Below are 18,211 nucleotides of genomic sequence, written 5' to 3'. Positions count from 1 at the left end.
TCGATCGACGGACGTCAGCCGGCGAAAATCTTCCAGGTCTTCTTCTGCGTTGCCGCGTCGGCTTCTTCCTGCACCGAGCAGTCGAGACGCAGATCGCTGTCGGACATCGAGATGTCGAGCGCCGCGCAGTGATGCACGGTCTTCTTCGACAGCTTGCCCGGCTGGAAGTGGGCGCACGTCAGGCACATGCGCTGCGGCGGCGTCGCACCGGCCACCTGCAGTTCGCGCAGCGTCTTCAGCAGCGCGCGATACAGTGCGCCCTGCTCGTCCGCGCCAAGCTTGCCGACGGCTTTCGTCAGGAATTCAGGCCATTGCAGCGCCTTCTTCGCGGCCGTGCGGCCACGGGCCGACAGGCGCACGGCCAGTGCACGGCCGTCGTCCAGCGCGCGGCGCTTCTCGACGAGACCCTTCGTCTCGAGCGTGCTGACCGCATCGCTCGTGGTCGCCGCGGTCAGCTGCGTCTCGCGCGCGATCTCGCCGAGCCGCATCGGGCCCTTGCGTTGCAGCAGCAGCACGAGAATCTCGCCCTGCGTCGGCGTGAGGCCAGCGCCTTCCGCCCAATCCCATGCCTGGCTTCGCATGGCCGTACTCAACCGCAGCAGGCTGTGGGTCACACGTCCCGAAGCCTGATTCCCGTAAACGCCTTCGCTCATAGTCTTTTCGCTTTGCCGCCGCCCGGTTTGCCGAGCGGCCGTAGTGTGGAGATCGAATGTCTATCTCAAAACAGACACGCTCTTGCGAGTGCGTCAGCACGGCCGTCGCGAGGGCACACGCGGCGGTCGCGTTCGCGGCGACCGGTAAGACACGCATCGTTCCGGTGTCCGCAAAGCCGACATTCTAAGCGAGAGCGGAAAATCGCACAGCTAAGTTATCCCCTTCATTCTGTGGAAAATCACTGGATAACCAAAATTTTTCGTTGTGCCTGCAATGCCGAACGCCCGCGCGGCGGGGTGTCGGGACATTTTCCTGTTCGGATCGGCCATCGGGCCGACCGCTATGATCCACCGGGTTATCCCGTGTACAGATCGTTGACTTTGCAGCGGAATATCGGGTTATCCACAGATTTTCAGGACAACCGGCAACGATTTCGGCGTCAATCGAGGCCGCCAGCCATTCAGTGAATCGCGACTCGGTCGACCCCGTAATCTGCAAAACATTTTTTCACTCGCGCCAACGTAAGCACTGCTGGCGGACCGTCTCGTTGAGCGATTTTTCCTGTTTGAAAACGGTTCTCAACCACGAGGCGTCGTTCACGCGCGCCTGGGCCAGTGCGCCGATCTCGTCGAGGGCCGCGCGCGAACCGAGCGCGGCCGCGTGCGGCGCGATCCGGTCGAGCGTATCGAGGATGTCTTCGGCGATGGTACGGCGCTCACCCGTCTGAGGATTCACGCAGGTGCCCTCGAGCCCGAAGCGGCACGCTTCGAAACGGTTGAACGTGTAGACGAGGTAGTCGTCCTCCGACAGCTTCAGCGGCCGGTCGGTCAGCAGGTAGCGCGCGAGCGTCTGGATGTAGCAGGCGATCGCCGCCGCGCGGTCGACCGACAGCGGCGTGTCCATCACGCGCACCTCGATCGTCCCGTAGCCGGGCTTCGGGCGGATGTCCCAGTAGAAGTCCTTCATCGAGTTGACGACACCCGTGTTCACCATCTTCGTGAAGTACTCCTCGAAGCTGTCCCAGGTCAGCACGAACGGCGCGCGGCCCGACAGCGGGAACGCGAACACCGAATTCAGGCGTGCCGAATGGAAACCGGTGTCGACGTTCTGCACGAACGGCGACGACGCGGACAGCGCGATGAAGTGCGGAATGAAGCGCGACATCGAGTGCAGCAGGAACAGCGCACTGTCGGGATCGGGGCAGCCGATGTGCACGTGCTGGCCGAACACGGTGAACTGTTTGGCCAGGTAACCGTACAGTTCGGAGATGTACTGGAAGCGCGGCGCATCGTAGATCTGCCGGTCGCTCCATTGCTGGAACGCATGCGTGCCGCCGCCGGCCAGCCCGACGTTGAGCTGGTCGGCCGCCTTCACGAGCACGTCGCGGATCGCGTGCAGCTCGCTCACCGCCTGCTCGTGCGAATGGCAGATGCCGGTCGACAGCTCGATCATGCTCTCGGTGATTTCCGGCGTGATGTTGCCCGGAAAGGTCTCGCCCTGGATCAGGCGCATCAGGTCGGATGCCGCTTTGGTCAGGTCGTAGTTGTGCGTGTTGACGACCTGGATCTCCAGTTCGACGCCGAACGTGAACGGCTCGGAATTGACGAAGGTTTCGAGTGCCATGGCAGGTTCCGGAATCAGTTGCTGTCGCTGCGCTCACCGACCGCCGACAGGCAGCGGTAGACGATGAACGGGCTGACGAGCTGCAGGATCACGATCGTGCACATCACGATCGCGCGCAGGTGCGGGTCGAAATTCGGATAGAGCTGGTAGGTGTCGTCGACGAGCAGGTACGACAGCGCGGACATCGGCGTGAGCGCGATGCCGAGCGCGATGCCCTGCTTCATCCCGATGCCGCTCGGTTTCGCGAACGCGACGACACCGGCCAGCTTCGCGACGAGCCGCGTGACGATCAGCACGATCGCGAGCAACCCGCCGAGCGCGATGTCGCCCCACGTGAACGACGTGAGCGTGAGCACGAACAGGACCACCGTCAGCAGCCAGCCGGCCGTGCCGAAATGCTCGGGCCACAGCTGCGGGCGGGCCTCGAGATTCTTCACGATGATGCCGGCGAGCAGCAGCGTGAGCAGCGTCGACAGCTTCAGTGCCTGGGCCACCGCGATCGCGAGCATCACGAGCCCGAACAGCGCGACGAACGAATGCTCGTCGCGCATCGTCGACGTCATGTGGCGGAACAGGAAATTGCACGAACGCGCGACGAGATACGCGACGATGAACGAACCGGCGAGCAGGTAGAGCGGCTGCAGGATCGTCGCGAAAACGTTGCCGTACGCTTCCTGGTGGAGCCAGCTCGTCACGAGCTTGGTCAGCACGATCGCATAGACGCTGTTGAGCGCGGTGAGCGTGATGAGGCGTTGCGACACCTGCCCTTCCGCGCGCAGTTCGGTCTTCAGCTGGATCACCATCGATGGCGATGTCGCGATCGCGATCGCCGACAGCACGAGCGCGACCATCCCCGATACGCCGAGCGCCAGCATCACGAACAGCACCAGCACGAACGTCAGCGTGGCTTCGGCGAGGCTCGACGCGACGAGCCACGGATTGCGCCGGATCCAGCGCAGGTCGAGACGGCTGCCGAGCTCGAACAGCAACAGGCCGAGCGCGACGTCGATCAGCAGCCGAGAGGTTTCGTCGGTGCTTGCATCGATCACGCCGAATCCGAACGATCCGGCGATAAGACCGATCACCGCATAACCGGTGATGCGCGGCAGCCGCCATGCGCGATAGCACAGCTCGCCGCACAGGCCGGCCGCGAACAGCGCGAGCCCGGCCCAGAACACGGCATCCGGCGTAAGCGGCCAGTTGGGCAGGAATGAGAACGCCGACTTCATCGTGGTGACTTCTCCTTTGGAAGCGACCGCCAGCGACACAGGATCAAGCGTCAGAAATGGATGCGCGCCGGCTGGGTATCGCCCCGAATGTGATTGTTGTGTCGACGACGGCGGGACATGGGATCCGCCTGTTCCGCCACAGGGCGGAAAGTCGCTCAGGTTGCCGATCTGGATTGTCGGCCTGGTGTGTGAACGGACTGCGCAGTCTCGAAGATTCAGATTCGAAATCGTGCCGACCGTTCCATTGAAGCATGTCCGGCGCCTGGCCGGATGAACGCGAAGGAAACCGATTGTGCCACAGCTTTTTCGGTCTGGAACCCATTGACTCGACTCGCGGCGCTGTGCGGCACCTCAGGTCTTTGGTTTCAAAGGTTTACCTGTATATATACGTAGTAGAAGTTAACAAGGCGCACACAGTTCTGTGGATAACTTCGGTTTACGTCGACGGATCAAGGCGTTGGAGAGCCCATAACCCGTTGCACAGGCTGTTCGTGCACAGAAGTTTCGATTGAGCAACTTTCGGGCCGCTTCACAGCTGTGCCGAGTTGCCCAGTTTACGTCCACTGTGATTGCACACGAAGTGCGCGCGGATTCCGCGCGGTTATCCACAGCGTCGAGTGGATAACCTTGCGCGAAAAAATCGGGAAACTGTGATCGGCCGGAGTGGCCGGTCAGCCGGCCTGGCTGACGCGGCGCGCGCGCAATGCGCGGATCAGGAAGCGTGCGGGATCGACGGCATCGGCGAGTTCGCGTTCGAGCGGCCACGGCTCGCCTTCGAGTTGCGATGCGATCAGTTCGGCGCCGAGTGCGGCCCATACGAGGCCGCGCGAACCGAAACCGAATGCGCCGTAGAGTCCGGGCATGCGCGGCAGGTCGCGCGCCTGCGCGCCGCTCAGCGCGCGTGCCTTGGCGACGGCTCCCGCTTCGTCCGCGAGCGGGCCGATGAGCGGCAGACGATCGCCGACGACCCAGCGAAACGCAACGCGGCCGCGCAGCGTGCCTGGGTCCGGCACGTCGCCAATCAGGCCCGGCAGCAGATGGCGCACGCGCTCGAGGTTTTCCGCGTGACCGGCCGCGCGCATCGCGGGATCGACGTCGTCGGGCTCGAACGTCGCGCCGATCAGCAGCGTGCCGTCATCGAGCGGTACCGCGTAACCGTCGCCGATCGCCGGGCACGGCAGCGGTGCCGTGCTGCCGGGGGGCAGCAGCGTGAGCTGGCCACGCACCGGTTGCAGCGCGACATGCTGCAGCCCGGCGAGGCGCGCGGCATCGCCGGCATTCGCGAGCACGACGACGGGCGCTTCGGCCAGTGTGCCGCCCGCATCGTCGAGCGCATGCCATGTATCGCCCCGCCGTTCGAGTCGGGCCACGGCGGTGGACGCGAGCAAGCGCACGCGCTCGCCGGCCGCCTCGCACTGGGCCGCGCAAAGGCCGGCCGGCCAGACGGCGCCGCCGTGCGGAAACAGCAGGCCGCCGTGCGCGACCGGCAGGTTCAGATGGGCGCGCGCGGCATCGGCGTCGAGCAGCGATACATAGTCGGACGGTGCGCCGAACGCATCGAAAGCATCACGCATCCGCGCGAAGTCGTCGGCCGATTCGGCGAGATGAATCATCCCGTGCGTGCTGCGCGCGAATGCATGGCCCGCGCGTTCGAGTGCGCGCCAGCGTGCGATCGCGTGCAGGAAGCCGCCGCGCGTGAGCCGGCTCGCGACGTTGTCGTCGCGCGTCATCAGCGGATGGAACACGCCGGCCGGATTGCCCGACGCCTCGCTCGCGATCCGGTCGTGCCGTTCGATCAGCGTGACCTCCCAGCCGCGCGCAGCGAGACGTTCGACGACCGCGCAGCCCGCCAGGCCCGCACCGATCACGATCGCGCGGCGTGCCGCAACGGGCAATGCGAGCGGCGGCTCGTGCCGGCGCGCGCGCCAGCGCGGCGCGTATTCGCCGACGAGCATCACGAACTTGCCGGCAAACCCGTCGATCTTGCGATACGTGAAACCCGCGTCGGTGAGCGCCTGTTTCACGACGCCCGAACTCGAATACGTCGAGAAGGTCGCGCCTTCGGCAGCGAGGCGTCCGAGCGCGCGGAACACGTCGGCCGACCAAATGTCCGGGTTTTTCGCCGGCGCAAAACCGTCCAGATAAAACGCATCGGCACGTGCGACGAGTTTCGGCAGCATCTCGCGCGCGTCGCCGAATGCAAGCGTGAGCACGACCCGCCCGTCGTCGAATTCGAGCCGGTGCAAACCCGGCACGAGCGTCGGCCACGCATCGGCAAGCATCGCGGCTTCGGCCGATATGGTTGTGTTCGCAACGATATGGGAAAGCGCCTTGCGCAAGTCGTCGCGCGAGAACGGGTGCTTCTCGACCGACACGAAATGCAGCCGCTCGCAGCGTGCGGGATCCTCGCGCCATGCGGCCCAGGTCGCGAGGAAGTTGGCGCCCGTGCCGAACCCCGTCTCGACGATCGTGAACGTGCGGCGGCCTTGCCAGCGCGCCGGCAGCCGGTTGCCCGCGACGGACACGTAGTTCGCCTGCGCGAGCGCGCCCGCGACGTTGTGATAGATGTCGCCGAACTCGGGCGACACGAGCGTGCCGTCGTCGCGGATGGCGAGCGTGGCGGGAACAAGTCGGTCGGTCATGCGAAACAAAAAACGTGGCAGCCAAGCCTGGCAAGGGATTGCGCGGGGCCGTCCGTCCGGCCGTTGGAAAAAGCCAACGGGGCGGCGCACGGGCGGACCGCGCTGCGTATCCTGTCCGGTTGGCGCTGGTCAAAAAATGGGCAGTCCGTGATTCATTCGGCGAAATACCGATGAAAATCTTTGAAACCCTTGTCGTTATTGGGTTTGCGCTGCGCTATCATAGCAACGCCGTACCGCGGGGTGGCCGCCGGCATACCGGAGGGCGCGTCGCGCGGGCCAGGATTCGGCGCTGTGTCGTCGGAGTCTGACTCTCGACGGCACGGTTCGCGCACGTATAATCGGCGCGTTCGCGCTGTTCGTGTCAACCTAACCTGATAAAGGAACCTTAATGAACAAACAGGAACTGATCGACGCCGTCGCCGCCCAAACGGGCGCCAGCAAGGCTCAAACCGGCGAAACGCTGGACACGCTGCTCGAAGTCATCAAGAAGGCCGTGTCGAAGGGTGATGCGGTTCAGCTGATCGGCTTCGGCAGCTTCGGTTCGGGCAAGCGCGCAGCACGTACGGGCCGCAACCCGAAGACGGGCGAAACCATCAAGATCCCGGCAGCCAAGACGGTCAAGTTCACGGCTGGCAAGGCGTTCAAGGACGCCGTCAACAAGCGTTAATCCAGCGCCTGTTCCAAGAAAAACCCGCCTTTCGGCGGGTTTTTTGTTGGGCGCGCGCGGCATTTTCGCCACAGTCCGCGCCCCTCTTGCAAGATTTAACGGTTGTTTTTACAACGCGTTACACGTGCACGATCTGCGTGTCGCCGTGATCGTCGTCGTCGTGCGAATCGATGTCCCACGCCGGGAACGGATCGTCGAACGCGTGCCATCCCGCCGCGCCGAGCGCGAATTCCGCATCGGTCAGCAGGCACGCATCGAGTTTCTCGCGCCATGCATCCGCGTCGAGCGCGATGCCGATCAGCACGAGTTCCTGCCGGCGATCGCCCACCGCGCGATCGTCGAGATCGCCGTGCCATTCGGCGCGGATTTCCGCGAGCAGTTCGTCGTCGTCCGGCCATTCCGCGCGATCCTGCGCAGCCCACCACAGACCCGCCGGGCCATGCCGGCATACGCCGCCCGCCTGCGACAGCGAGCCTGCGATGTCGTTGCGCGTCGCGAGCCAGAAGAAGCCCTTGCTGCGCAGCACGCCCGGCCACTCCTGGTGCAGCAGCGCCCAGAGCCGTGCCGGATGAAACGGCCGGCGCGCGCGGTAAACAAAATTGCCGATGCCGAATTCGTCGGCTTCGCCGTGCACGTGCGCATGATGTTCGTCATGGCAGTCCGGGTCGTCGCAATGCGTGTGATCGTGATCGAGCGATGCGAGCCAGCCCGGCGCGTTCGCGGCCTCGTCGAAATCGAAACGGCCCGTGTTCAGCACTTCGTCGAGCGGCACGTTGCCGAACGTCGACACCACCTGGTGCGCGCGCGGGTTGAGGCGCGCGAGGATGTGCTGCAGGCGTGCGAGTTCGTCGGCGCCGACGAGGTCGGCCTTGTTGATCACCAGCACGTCGCAGAATTCGATCTGCTCGATCAGCAGCTCGACGAGCGTGCGGTCGTCCTCTTCCGAGGCGGCGATGCCGCGGGTTGCGAGCGCGTCGTCCGAGCCGTAGTCGCGGAGGAAGTTGTACGCGTCGACCACGGTGACGAGCGTGTCGAGCCGCGCGATCGCGGACAGCGACGTGCCGTCGTCGTCGACGAACGTGAAGGTTTCGGCGATCGGCATCGGCTCCGCGATACCGGTCGATTCGATCATGATCGCATCGAAGCGGCCTTCGGATGCGAGGTTGCGGATCTCGACGAGGAGGTCGTCGCGCAGCGTGCAGCAGATGCAGCCGTTCGACATCTCGACGAGGCGTTCCTCGACGTGCGACAGCGCCTGCGCGTCGCGCACGAGCGATGCGTCGACGTTGACCGCTGCGAGATCGTTGACGATCACGGCGACTTTCAGGCCCGCGCGGTTCGCGAGGACATGGTTGAGCAGCGTGGTCTTGCCGGCGCCGAGGAAACCGGACAGCACGGTGACGGGCAACGGCTGGTTCATAGCCGGATTCATAGCGATACGCACCAACGGAAAAATTGAAAAAGCGGCCGCGGCGCCCTTCCGGGGCGCGATCGTCCCGCGGACGGGCGAAACTGCGGCGTGAGATCCGCATTGTGCATCAAACGCGCGCCGGCCGGCCGGTACGGCGTCAGGCCGCGCCGGGCCGCAGCGTCATTGCACGGGCGGCAACAGCTTCCACTGCGTCAGGATGGCGGCGATCTGCCGCGCGTACTTGTCGCGCAGCGACGGTGTTTCCGAATGATAGGCGCCGACCGCCTGCCACGTGTTGCCGTAGCGGTTCATCTTCTGCTTGAGATGCCACGCGGCGATGTAGACGTTCTTGCACGGCTCCATCAGCGTGTCGCGGCCGATCCCGTAGCGCGACAGCGTCGGCAGGTGGATCGAATTGATCTGCATCAGGCCGTAGTCGACCGAGCCGTTCGTGTTCTTGTTCAGCGCGCCGGGCCGGTTGCGCGACTCCTGCCACGCGATCGCGCGCAGGATCAGCGGATTGACCTGTTGATATCTTGCCGCCTCGTCGAAACAGTCCGCGCGAGCGTTCGCGCTGGCGAAACACGCGCCGGCGGCGATCAACGCAATCGAGGCGAACCGTCTGTTCATGGTGCGGAATCGATAATAAATTGCGCGAAGGTCGGGAAAACCCGTGCCTGTTATTCGTGCGATGAGAAACGCGCCGCCCGTATCATACCGACAGTCCGTCAGCTTGCGACATACAGGAATACGGCAGCCCGGTTATACCGCATTTCCGTGTCGGTTCATCGTGAAACGGGGGCGATGGCCGGGATGCAGAGCATAGCGCCGAACATTACATATTGCATACGGCTCGCAGAATACATGTCGTATGTGAGACAGTCCTCGGGTCAATGTGATATTTCGGACATGAAAAACTGCTAATGTCGCCTCTTTAGGACTTGGATCCCAGCACTACCGCCGGAAGTGGCCTGAGCCGGCATCGACCCATTCATCCATGACAAGAAATCGCTTCGTTATGCGGCGTGTCGCCACGACCCTGATCGTCGCCGGCCTCATCGTTTCGCAGGCCGCCTACGCTCAGGTCACGCTCAACTTCGTGAATGCGGATATCGACCAGGTCGCCAAGGCGATCGGCGCCGCAACCGGCAAGACCATCATCGTCGACCCCCGCGTGAAGGGGCAGCTCAACCTCGTGGCCGAACGGCCGGTGCCGGAAGACCAGGCGCTGAAGACGCTGCAGTCTGCGCTGCGGATGCAGGGCTTCGCGCTCGTGCAGGATCACGGCGTGCTGAAGGTCGTGCCCGAGGCCGACGCGAAGCTGCAGGGCGTGCCGACCTACGTCGGCAACGCGCCGCAGGCGCGCGGCGACCAGGTGATCACGCAGGTGTTCGAGCTGCACAACGAATCGGCGAACAACCTGCTGCCCGTGCTGCGGCCGCTGATCTCGCCGAACAACACGGTGACGGCCTACCCGGCGAACAACACGATCGTCGTCACCGACTACGCGGACAACGTGCGGCGCATCGCGCAGATCATCGCGGGCGTCGACAGCGCCGCGGGCGCGCAGGTGCAGGTCGTTCCGCTGCGCAACGCGAACGCGATCGACCTCGCCGCGCAGCTGCAGAAAATGCTCGACCCGGGCGCGATCGGCAACAGCGACGCGACGCTGAAGGTGTCGGTCACGGCCGACCCGCGCACCAACTCGCTGCTGCTGCGTGCGTCGAGCGCGTCGCGCCTCGCGGCCGCGAAGCGGCTCGTGCAGCAGCTCGACGCGCCGAGCGGGGTGCCCGGCAACATGCATGTCGTGCCGCTGCGCAATGCCGATGCGGTGAAGCTGGCGAAGACGCTGCGCGGCATGCTCGGCAAGGGGAGCGGCAGCGACAGCGGCTCGTCGGCATCGTCCAACGATGCGAACAGCTTCAACCAGAACGGCGGCTCGTCGTCGAGCGGCAACTTCTCGACCGGCACGTCGGGCACCCCGCCGCTGCCGTCGGGCGGCCTCGGCGGTTCGTCGTCCTCGTCGGGGTACGGCGGTTCGTCGGGCAGCGGCGGCGGTCTCGGCAGCGCCGGCCTGCTCGGCGGCGACAAGGACAAAGGCGACGACAACCAGCCGGGCGGCATGATCCAGGCCGACGCGGCGACCAACTCGCTGATCATCACCGCGTCGGATCCGGTGTACCGGAACCTGCGCTCGGTGATCGACCAGCTCGACGCGCGGCGCGCGCAGGTCTATATCGAAGCGCTGATCGTCGAGCTGAACTCGAATACGTCCGGCAACCTCGGTATCCAGTGGCAGGTCGCGAGCGGCCAGTTTCTCGGCGGCACGAACCTGAACCCCACTGGCGGTCTGGGCAACAGCATCGTCAACCTGACGGCGGGCGGCGTGGCCAACGCCGCCGGCGGCATCACCGGCGGCGGGCTGGTCAACAATCTCGGGGCGCTGAGCCAGGGGCTCAACATCGGCTGGCTGCACAACATGTTCGGCGTGCAGGGGCTCGGCGCATTGCTGCAGTATTTCGCGGGCGTGAGCGACGCGAACGTGCTGTCGACACCGAACCTGATCACGCTCGACAACGAGGAAGCGAAGATCGTCGTCGGCCAGAACGTGCCGATCGCGACGGGTTCGTATTCGAACCTGACGAGCGGCAACACGAACAACGCGTTCAACACCTACGACCGTCGCGACGTCGGCCTGACGCTGCACGTGAAGCCGCAGATCACCGACGGCGGGATCCTCAAGCTGCAGCTCTATACCGAGGATTCGGCGGTGGTCGCCGGCACGACCAGCGCGCAGACCGGCCCGACCTTCACGAAGCGCTCGATCCAGTCGACGATCCTCGCGGACAACGGCGAGATCATCGTGCTCGGCGGCTTGATGCAGGACAACTACCAGGTGTCGAACAGCAAGGTGCCGCTGCTCGGCGACATCCCGTGGATTGGCCAGCTGTTCCGCTCCGAAACGAAGCTTCGCTCGAAAACCAACCTGATGGTATTCCTGCGCCCGGTGATCATCTCCGATCGCAGTACCGCGCAGGAAGTCACGTCCAACCGCTACGACTACATCCAGGGCGTGACGGGCGCGTACAAGTCCGACAACAACGTGATGCGCGACAAGGACGATCCGGTCGTCCCGCCGATGCCGATCGGCCCGAGCCAGGGCGGCACGGCCGCGGGCAACCTGTTCGATCTCGACAAGATGCGTCGCCAGCAGCTGCAGCGCCAGGTCGCCCCGGTGCCGGCCCAGCCGTTGCCGGAAGCGACGCCCGCGCAGCCGCAGAGCGTGCCGCAGCAGGCGGTGCCGCAACAGCCGCTGACCGCCACGCCGGGAGCGTCGCAGTGAGTGACGTGCACGCCTCTTCCGCCCACGACGGCGCGCCGGGCGACCGCCAGCCGCCGTCGCCGCTCGCCGCGCGGCTGCTGCCGTACGGCTTCGCGAAGAGCGGCCAGGTGCTGATCGCGCACCAGCTCGACGATACGCTCGAGGTGTGGATCAGCGAACGCACGAGCGATGCCGCGCTCGCGGAGATCGCGCGCAACTTCGGCTCGATCTCCGTGCATCGCGTGCCGGCCGACGAGCTCGCGCAGGCGATCAACCACGCGTACGCGCGCCAGGACGGCAGCGCCGCGCAGGTGGTCGGCGAGGTCGAAGGCGAAGTCGACCTGTCGCGGCTGATGCAGGATATCCCCGAAGTCGAGGATCTGCTCGAATCGGAAGACGATGCGCCGATCATCCGGATGATCAACGCGCTGCTCACGCAAGCGGCGCGCGAACAGGCGTCGGACATCCACATCGAGCCGTTCGAGAATGCGTCGGTCGTGCGCTTTCGCGTCGACGGCACGCTGCGTGACGTCGTGCGGCCGAAGAAGGCGCTGCACGGTGCGCTGATCTCGCGGATCAAGATCATGGCGCAGCTCGACATCGCGGAGAAGCGCCTGCCGCAGGACGGCCGCATCACGCTGCGTGTCGGCGGCCGGCCGGTGGACGTGCGCGTGTCGACGCTGCCGACGGGCCACGGCGAGCGTGCGGTGCTGCGTCTGCTGGAAAAGGATGCGCAGCGGCTGAACCTCGAAGCGCTCGGGATGGGCCGCGACACGCTCGTCCAGTTCGACAAGCTGATCGCGCGCCCGCACGGCATCGTGCTCGTCACGGGCCCGACCGGTTCGGGCAAGACGACCACGCTGTATGCGTCGATGTCGCGGCTCGAAACCGCGACGACCAACATCATGACCGTCGAGGACCCGATCGAATACGACCTCGGCGGCATCGGCCAGACGCAGGTGAACGAGCGGATCGGGATGACCTTCGCCCGCGCGCTGCGTTCGATCCTGCGCCAGGATCCGGACGTGATCATGATCGGCGAGATCCGCGACCTCGAAACCGCGCAGATCGCGGTGCAGGCGTCGCTGACGGGCCACCTCGTGCTCGCGACGCTGCACACGAACGATGCGGCATCGGCCGTCACGCGTCTGACCGACATGGGCGTCGAACCCTACCTGCTCGCGTCGTCGCTGCTCGGCGTGCTCGCGCAGCGGCTCGTGCGCCAGCTCTGCCCCGTCTGCAAGGAAGAACGCCAGGAAGAAGGCCGCACCGTGTGGCATCCGGTCGGCTGCGACAAGTGCGGGCATTCGGGTTATGCGGGCCGGCGCGGGGTATACGAACTGCTGCTGGTCGACGAGTCGATCCGCTCGCTGATCCACCGCAACGCGGCCGACGCGGAGATTCTCGCCGCCGGTCGTGCGGAAGGGATGCGCACGCTGCGCGACGACGCCGAGCGCTGGCTCGCGTCCGGCGCGACGTCGCTCGAGGAAGTGTTGCGCGTGACGGGAGGCGCATAGCGCGATGCCGGCATTCCGTTTCGAAGCAATCGATTCGGCGGGACGCGCGCAGAAGGGCGTCATCGACGCCGACAGCGCGCGTGCCGCGCGCGGCCAGCTGCGTACGCAGGGGCTGACGCCGCTCGTCGTCGAGCCGGCCGCCAGCGCAACGCGCGGGGCGCGGTCGCAGCGGCTCGCGTTCGGCCGCAAGCTGTCGCAGCGCGAACAGGCGATCCTCACGCGCCAGCTCGCCAGCCTGCTGATCGCGGGGCTGCCGCTCGACGAGGCGCTCGGCGTGCTGACCGAGCAGGCCGAGCGCGACTACATCCGCGAACTGATGGCCGCGATCCGCGCGGAAGTGCTGGGCGGCCATTCGCTCGCGAACGCGCTGGGCCAGCATCCGCGCGACTTCCCCGAAATCTATCGCGCGCTCGTCGCGGCCGGCGAGCACACCGGCAAGCTCGGCATCGTGCTGTCGCGCCTCGCCGACTACATCGAGCAAAGCAACGCGCTGAAGCAGAAGATCCTGCTCGCGTTCACGTACCCGGGAATCGTCACGCTGATCGCATTCGGCATCGTCACGTTCCTGCTGAGCTATGTCGTGCCCCAGGTCGTCAACGTGTTCGCGAGTACGAAGCAGCAGCTGCCCGTGCTGACGATCGTGATGATGGCGCTGTCGGATTTCGTGCGGCACTGGTGGTGGGCGATCCTGATCGCGGTCGTGCTCGTCGTGTGGTTCGTGAAGGCGACGCTGTCGCGTGACGGCCCGCGGCTGCGCTTCGACCGCTGGGTGCTAACCGCGCCGCTCGCGGGCAAGCTCGTGCGCGGCTACAACACGGTGCGGTTCGCGAGCACGCTCGGCATCCTGACCGCGGCGGGCGTGCCGATCCTGCGCGCGTTGCAGGCGGCCGGCGAGACGCTGTCGAACCGCGCGATGCGCGCGAACATCGACGACGCGATCGTGCGCGTGCGCGAAGGCTCCGCGCTGTCGCGCGCGCTGAACAACGTGAAGACGTTTCCGCCGGTGCTCGTGCACCTGATCCGTTCCGGCGAAGCGACGGGCGACGTGACGACGATGCTGGATCGCGCGGCCGAAGGCGAAGCGCGCGAGCTCGAGCGCCGCACGATGTTCCTGACGAGCCTGCTCGAGCCGCTCCTGATCCTGGCGATGGGCGGGATCGTGCTCGTGATCGTGCTGGCCGTGATGCTGCCGATCATCGAGCTGAACAACATGGTGCAGTAACGGCCCGACAGTCGATCAGGCCGCTACCGTTCAGCGCATGTAGATCGCGGGGGACGGCGTGTTCGCCGGCAGCTGGATTTCGGCGCGGGCGCCGTTGCGGTCGACGACGATCGAACGGGGGCGGACTTCGGCGAGCTTCGCGCCGGGCGTGACCTCCGCGCCGAGCGACACGGCGCGCGGCGGTTCGCCGCCGACGCCGACGATCGCGGCGGCACCGCGATCGAGCGAGAGGATGCCGAACAGGTGGATGTCCTGCACGGGATTCTTGTCGAGCTGACCGCCGAAGAGCGCCGCGGCGTCCTCGGTACGGATCGGCAGCCGCGCGGCGGCGGCGGGCAGCGGCGCTTCACGGGCTGACAGCGTGACGACCCAGTAGGTGGCCGTCGCGCACAAACCCGCGAAGAGGGCTAGGGAGAGGATCCGGATCGAGAGCGCGTTCATGCGCGCTATTGTACGGATCTATGTGAAATTTGCGTTGGGTGAAAGCCCTCGGCAATGCGCGCCTTACAATGCGTGCTCCGCGCCCGCGGGTCCGGAAGGTTGCTGTCAGGCAATCGTCCGGTGCACCGGGCGCGTCACCCAACCAACGACATTTTTTGGAAAGAGGTAGTCAGTCATGCAAACGTGGATCACTCGCCGCAACGCGGCCGTGCGTCGTCAGCGCGGTTTCACGCTGATCGAGATCATGGTGGTGGTCGCGATCCTCGGGATCCTGGCGGCGCTGATCGTGCCGAAGATCATGAGCCGCCCGGACGAGGCGCGCCGCATCGCCGCGAAACAGGACATCGGCACGATCATGCAGGCGCTCAAGCTGTACCGTCTCGACAACGGCCGCTACCCGACCCAGGATCAGGGCCTGAACGCACTGATCCAGAAGCCGTCCACCGATCCGATCCCGAACAACTGGAAGGACGGCGGTTATCTCGAGCGCCTGCCGAACGATCCGTGGGGCAACGGGTACAAGTACCTGAACCCGGGCGTGCACGGCGAGATCGACGTGTTCAGCTACGGCGCCGACGGCAAGGAAGGCGGCGAAGGCAACGATACCGACATCGGTTCGTGGCAATAAGCGCTCACTGACCGGCCCGACGCTTCGTTCCCGTTCTTCATGCTCGCCATTCGCACGACCTCCCGCTGCGGTCGCGACCGCCGTGCGCGTCGCGGCGCGGCTTCGTCCGTGCCGGCGCATGCCGACGGCGGGCCGACGAAGCACGGTGCGCGGCGGCGGCGCACGCGCGGCTTCACGCTGCTCGAAATGCTGGTCGTGCTCGTGATCGCGGGCCTGCTCGTGTCGCTCGCGTCGCTGTCGCTCACGCGCAATCCGCGTACCGACCTGCGCGAGGAAGCGCAGCGCATCGCGCTGCTGTTCGAGACCGCCGGCGACGAGGCGCAGGTGCGTGCCCGGCCGATCGCATGGCAGCCGACCGAACACGGCTTCCGTTTCGACGTGAGCTCGCCCGACGGCTGGCGCACGCTGCGCGACGACCTGCTGCGCCCGCGTGACTGGGACGGCGGCGTCACGGGCGCCGACATCGACTATCCGGGGTCCGACACGCGCGCGAGCCGCGTCGTGTTCGGCACCGAGAGCATCGACACGCCGGTGCGCGTGACGCTGCATTCGGCCGCCGGCAGCGCGACGATCGTCGGCACCGGCAACGGCCGCTACGAGGTGCAATGACGATGCGTCGTCGCCTGCCCTTCCCCGTTGCTTCATCGCACCGCCATGCCCCGACGGGACTTCATGCGCGGCGCGGTTTCACGATGATCGAGGTGCTGGTCGCGCTCGCGATCATCGCGGTCGCGCTCGCCGCGTCGATCCGCGCGGTCGGGACGATGGCGACCAACGCCTCCGATCTTCATCGCCGGCTGCTCGCCGGCTGGAGCGCCGACAACGCGCTCGCGCAGATGCGGCTCACGCATGCGTGGCCGGAGATCGGCGAGCAGAGTTTCGACTGCTCGCAAGGCAACGTGCAGCTCGTCTGCACGCAGCGCGTGAGCACCACGCCCAACCCGGTGTTCCGGCGCGTCCGGATTTCGGTGAGCTCGCCCGGGCATGCCGGCGTGCTCGCGCAGATGGTGACGGTGGTCGCGAATGAAACCAGCCGTCCGCTCTGACGCGCCGATGCGACGCCCGTTCGCCCGCCCCGCCCGCGGCTTCACGCTGATCGAGCTGATGATCGCGATCGCGATCCTCGCGGTGGTCGCGATCCTCGCGTGGCGCGGGCTCGACCAGATCATGCGCGGTCGCGACAAGGTCGCGGCCGCGATGGAAGACGAACGCGTGTTCGCGCAGATGTTCGACCAGATGCGCATCGACGCGCGGCTCGCCGCGACCGACGACGAAGCCGGCCAGCCGGCGATCGGCGTCGCCGGCAACACGCTGCAGATCGTCCGCGAACTCGACGTGCCGGGCGTCGCGCCGCGGCTGCAGGCGGTCCGTTACCGGATCGCCGGCGGGCGGGTCGTGCGCTACGCGTCGCCGCCGATCGACGACGCGAACCGGCTGCGCGGCATGCTGAAGGACAGCAGCGTCGAAGGCTGGAGCTGGGTCGCGCTGATGGGCGGCGTCGGCGCGATCGACGCGAAGCTGTACGTGCCGCGCGTGGGCTGGACCACCAACCTGCAGACGGCCGACGACGCGCTCGCGCAGAACAACGACGCGCTCAAGGTGCCGCAGCTCGGCAACGCGCCGCCGACGCGCGCGGTGACGGGGCTGCAGGTCAGCATCGGTGCGACGTCGCTGCGCGTGCCGGTCACGCGCATCTTCCTCGTCGGGGAATGACGATGCGCGCGCGCCCTCCCCGTTCATTGCCTGCCGCCCGTGCTGCCAGCCACGCACGGGCACGCGGCCGCCAGCGCGGCGCGGCGATCATCACCGCGCTGCTCGTCGTCGCGCTGTCGGCGATCCTCGTCTCGGGGATGCTGTGGCGCCAGCAGGTGCAGATCCGCCGCATCGAGAACCAGCGCGAGATCGCGCAGGCGCAGTGGGTCGCGCGCGGCGCGCTCGACTGGACGCGGATGATCCTGCGCTCCGAAGGCGATACGGCGCCCGGCATCACGTACCTCGGCGGCATCTGGGGCGTGCCGATCGCGAAGACGAAACTGTCGGACTTCCTCGGGCGGATCGGCGCGCCCAACGACACCGGCGGCGAAGACACCTATATCTCCGGCTCGATCGAGGACGCCCAGGCGAAGTTCAACCTGCGCAACCTCGTGGCGTCGCCGGCGCCCGGCGTGCTGCAGTTGAACGTCACGCAGGTCCAGGCGTTCCAGCGCCTGCTGACGACACTCGGCTACGACGGCGCGTTCGCGAAACGCGTCGCGCTGCAGGTGCGCGCGGGCCTGCTGCACTCGGCGACGCGTTTCCAGATGCCCACGCTGCCGGGCGGCGGCACGGCGCCGCCGGTCACCGCGCCGGTGACGACCGATCAGCAGGGCGGCGGCGGCTTCACCGACGATCCCGGCATGACGGGCGGCGACCGCGGGCCCGCGCCGCTGATGATGACGGGTGTCGACAGCCTGCTCGACGTCGACGGCGTGACGCCCGAGATGGTCGCGCGGCTGCGCCCGTTCGTCACCGTGCTGCCGACCACGACGCCCGTGAACATGAACACCGCGCCGGCCGAGGTGATCGCGGCGCTGATTCCGGGGATGAGCGTGTCGTCCGCGCAGGCGCTCGTGTCGCGCCGCGAGACCGTGTTTTTCCGCAACGTCGCCGATGTGCAGCTCGCGCTGCGCGGCGCCGGTGCGCCGCCGAACGTGACGCTCGACTCGAGCCTCGTCGACGTCAATTCGAGCTATTTCATCGTGCATGGCCGGATCCAGCACGAACGCGCGGAGGTCGATCGCACCTCGCTCGTGTATCGTGATCCGACCACGCACTCGACACGGGTCGTGCGCATTCGCGACCAGCTATAACGACGC

The 18,211-nt window shown here is 66.6% G+C and carries 16 protein-coding genes; 9 read left to right on the top strand and 7 right to left on the bottom strand.

Annotated features, from left to right (window positions below):
• Positions 1 to 14 precede the first annotated feature (14 nt).
• The 4 genes from VK92_RS04410 to mnmC form a co-directional block, all read right to left on the bottom strand.
• A complete protein-coding gene (locus VK92_RS04410; protein ID WP_027788730.1) occupies positions 15 to 653 on the bottom strand; it encodes a MarR family winged helix-turn-helix transcriptional regulator in 639 nt (212 codons plus the stop codon).
• Between the two features lie 508 nt (positions 654 to 1,161).
• A complete protein-coding gene (locus tag VK92_RS04405) occupies positions 1,162 to 2,277 on the bottom strand; it encodes a YbdK family carboxylate-amine ligase (protein ID WP_021160413.1) in 1,116 nt (371 codons plus the stop codon).
• A gap of 14 nt (positions 2,278 to 2,291) precedes the next feature.
• Positions 2,292 to 3,506 (bottom strand): cation:proton antiporter, encoded by a 1,215-nt coding sequence (locus VK92_RS04400; RefSeq protein WP_021160412.1) that lies wholly within the window; start codon positions 3,504 to 3,506, stop codon positions 2,292 to 2,294.
• Between the two features lie 671 nt (positions 3,507 to 4,177).
• Positions 4,178 to 6,148: a bifunctional tRNA (5-methylaminomethyl-2-thiouridine)(34)-methyltransferase MnmD/FAD-dependent 5-carboxymethylaminomethyl-2-thiouridine(34) oxidoreductase MnmC gene (gene mnmC, locus VK92_RS04395; protein ID WP_048023991.1), complete on the bottom strand. Its 1,971-nt coding sequence runs from the start codon at positions 6,146 to 6,148 to the stop codon at positions 4,178 to 4,180.
• Positions 6,149 to 6,536: 388 nt separating this feature from the next.
• Between mnmC and VK92_RS04390 the strand changes: the two genes are divergently transcribed.
• Positions 6,537 to 6,815, top strand: a complete 279-nt coding sequence (locus VK92_RS04390; RefSeq protein WP_006401505.1) for an HU family DNA-binding protein — start codon at positions 6,537 to 6,539, stop codon at positions 6,813 to 6,815.
• Between the two features lie 118 nt (positions 6,816 to 6,933).
• Here VK92_RS04390 and VK92_RS04385 read toward each other — a convergent pair whose 3' ends face one another.
• A complete protein-coding gene (locus tag VK92_RS04385; RefSeq protein WP_048023992.1) occupies positions 6,934 to 8,247 on the bottom strand; it encodes a GTP-binding protein in 1,314 nt (437 codons plus the stop codon).
• Between the two features lie 159 nt (positions 8,248 to 8,406).
• Complete coding sequence (locus VK92_RS04380) at positions 8,407 to 8,856, bottom strand: lytic transglycosylase domain-containing protein (protein WP_021160409.1); 450 nt, start codon at positions 8,854 to 8,856, stop codon at positions 8,407 to 8,409.
• A gap of 367 nt (positions 8,857 to 9,223) precedes the next feature.
• On the opposite strand from VK92_RS04380, the gene gspD reads away from it, so the two are divergent.
• From gspD to gspF, 3 genes are read left to right on the top strand one after another with little or no spacing between them, the layout of a single operon-like run.
• The gene (gspD, locus tag VK92_RS04375) at positions 9,224 to 11,569 is read left to right on the top strand and encodes a type II secretion system secretin GspD (protein ID WP_048023993.1); all 2,346 of its coding nucleotides are present in this window, start codon (positions 9,224 to 9,226) and stop codon (positions 11,567 to 11,569) included.
• Entirely contained in the window at positions 11,566 to 13,065 is a 1,500-nt protein-coding gene (gene gspE / locus VK92_RS04370) for a type II secretion system ATPase GspE (protein ID WP_021160407.1), read from the top strand. The genes gspD and gspE overlap by 4 nt, the downstream gene beginning before the upstream one ends.
• Positions 13,066 to 13,069: 4 nt before the next feature.
• Entirely contained in the window at positions 13,070 to 14,287 is a 1,218-nt protein-coding gene (gene gspF / locus VK92_RS04365) for a type II secretion system inner membrane protein GspF (RefSeq protein WP_021160406.1), read from the top strand.
• Between the two features lie 30 nt (positions 14,288 to 14,317).
• Here gspF and VK92_RS04360 read toward each other — a convergent pair whose 3' ends face one another.
• Positions 14,318 to 14,728: a type II secretion system protein N gene (locus VK92_RS04360; RefSeq protein ID WP_027788737.1), complete on the bottom strand. Its 411-nt coding sequence runs from the start codon at positions 14,726 to 14,728 to the stop codon at positions 14,318 to 14,320.
• Between the two features lie 175 nt (positions 14,729 to 14,903).
• On the opposite strand from VK92_RS04360, the gene gspG reads away from it, so the two are divergent.
• From gspG to gspK, 5 genes are read left to right on the top strand one after another with little or no spacing between them, the layout of a single operon-like run.
• Entirely contained in the window at positions 14,904 to 15,356 is a 453-nt protein-coding gene (gene gspG, locus VK92_RS04355) for a type II secretion system major pseudopilin GspG (protein WP_011350483.1), read from the top strand.
• 39 nt (positions 15,357 to 15,395) lie between these two features.
• The gene (locus VK92_RS04350; protein WP_021160404.1) at positions 15,396 to 15,965 is read left to right on the top strand and encodes a GspH/FimT family pseudopilin; all 570 of its coding nucleotides are present in this window, start codon (positions 15,396 to 15,398) and stop codon (positions 15,963 to 15,965) included.
• 2 nt (positions 15,966 to 15,967) lie between these two features.
• Positions 15,968 to 16,402 carry a type II secretion system minor pseudopilin GspI gene (gene gspI, locus VK92_RS04345; protein ID WP_042975635.1) on the top strand — a complete coding sequence of 145 codons (435 nt, stop codon included), beginning with the start codon at positions 15,968 to 15,970 and terminating at the stop codon, positions 16,400 to 16,402.
• A complete protein-coding gene (locus VK92_RS04340; protein ID WP_082160862.1) occupies positions 16,380 to 17,069 on the top strand; it encodes a PulJ/GspJ family protein in 690 nt (229 codons plus the stop codon). Before gspI ends, VK92_RS04340 begins: the two co-directional genes overlap by 23 nt.
• Positions 17,070 to 17,071: 2 nt before the next feature.
• On the top strand, positions 17,072 to 18,205 hold the full coding sequence (gspK, locus tag VK92_RS04335) for a type II secretion system minor pseudopilin GspK (protein ID WP_021160401.1): 1,134 nt from the start codon (positions 17,072 to 17,074) through the stop codon (positions 18,203 to 18,205).
• The last annotated feature ends 6 nt before the right edge of the window (positions 18,206 to 18,211 follow it).

The sequence above is a fragment of the Burkholderia sp. LK4 genome (assembly GCF_001043615.1).
GTDB classification, from domain to species: domain Bacteria; phylum Pseudomonadota; class Gammaproteobacteria; order Burkholderiales; family Burkholderiaceae; genus Burkholderia; species Burkholderia cepacia.
The sequence above is the reverse complement of the archived record's forward strand: the minus strand, read 5'-3'. Positions and strand labels throughout refer to the sequence as shown.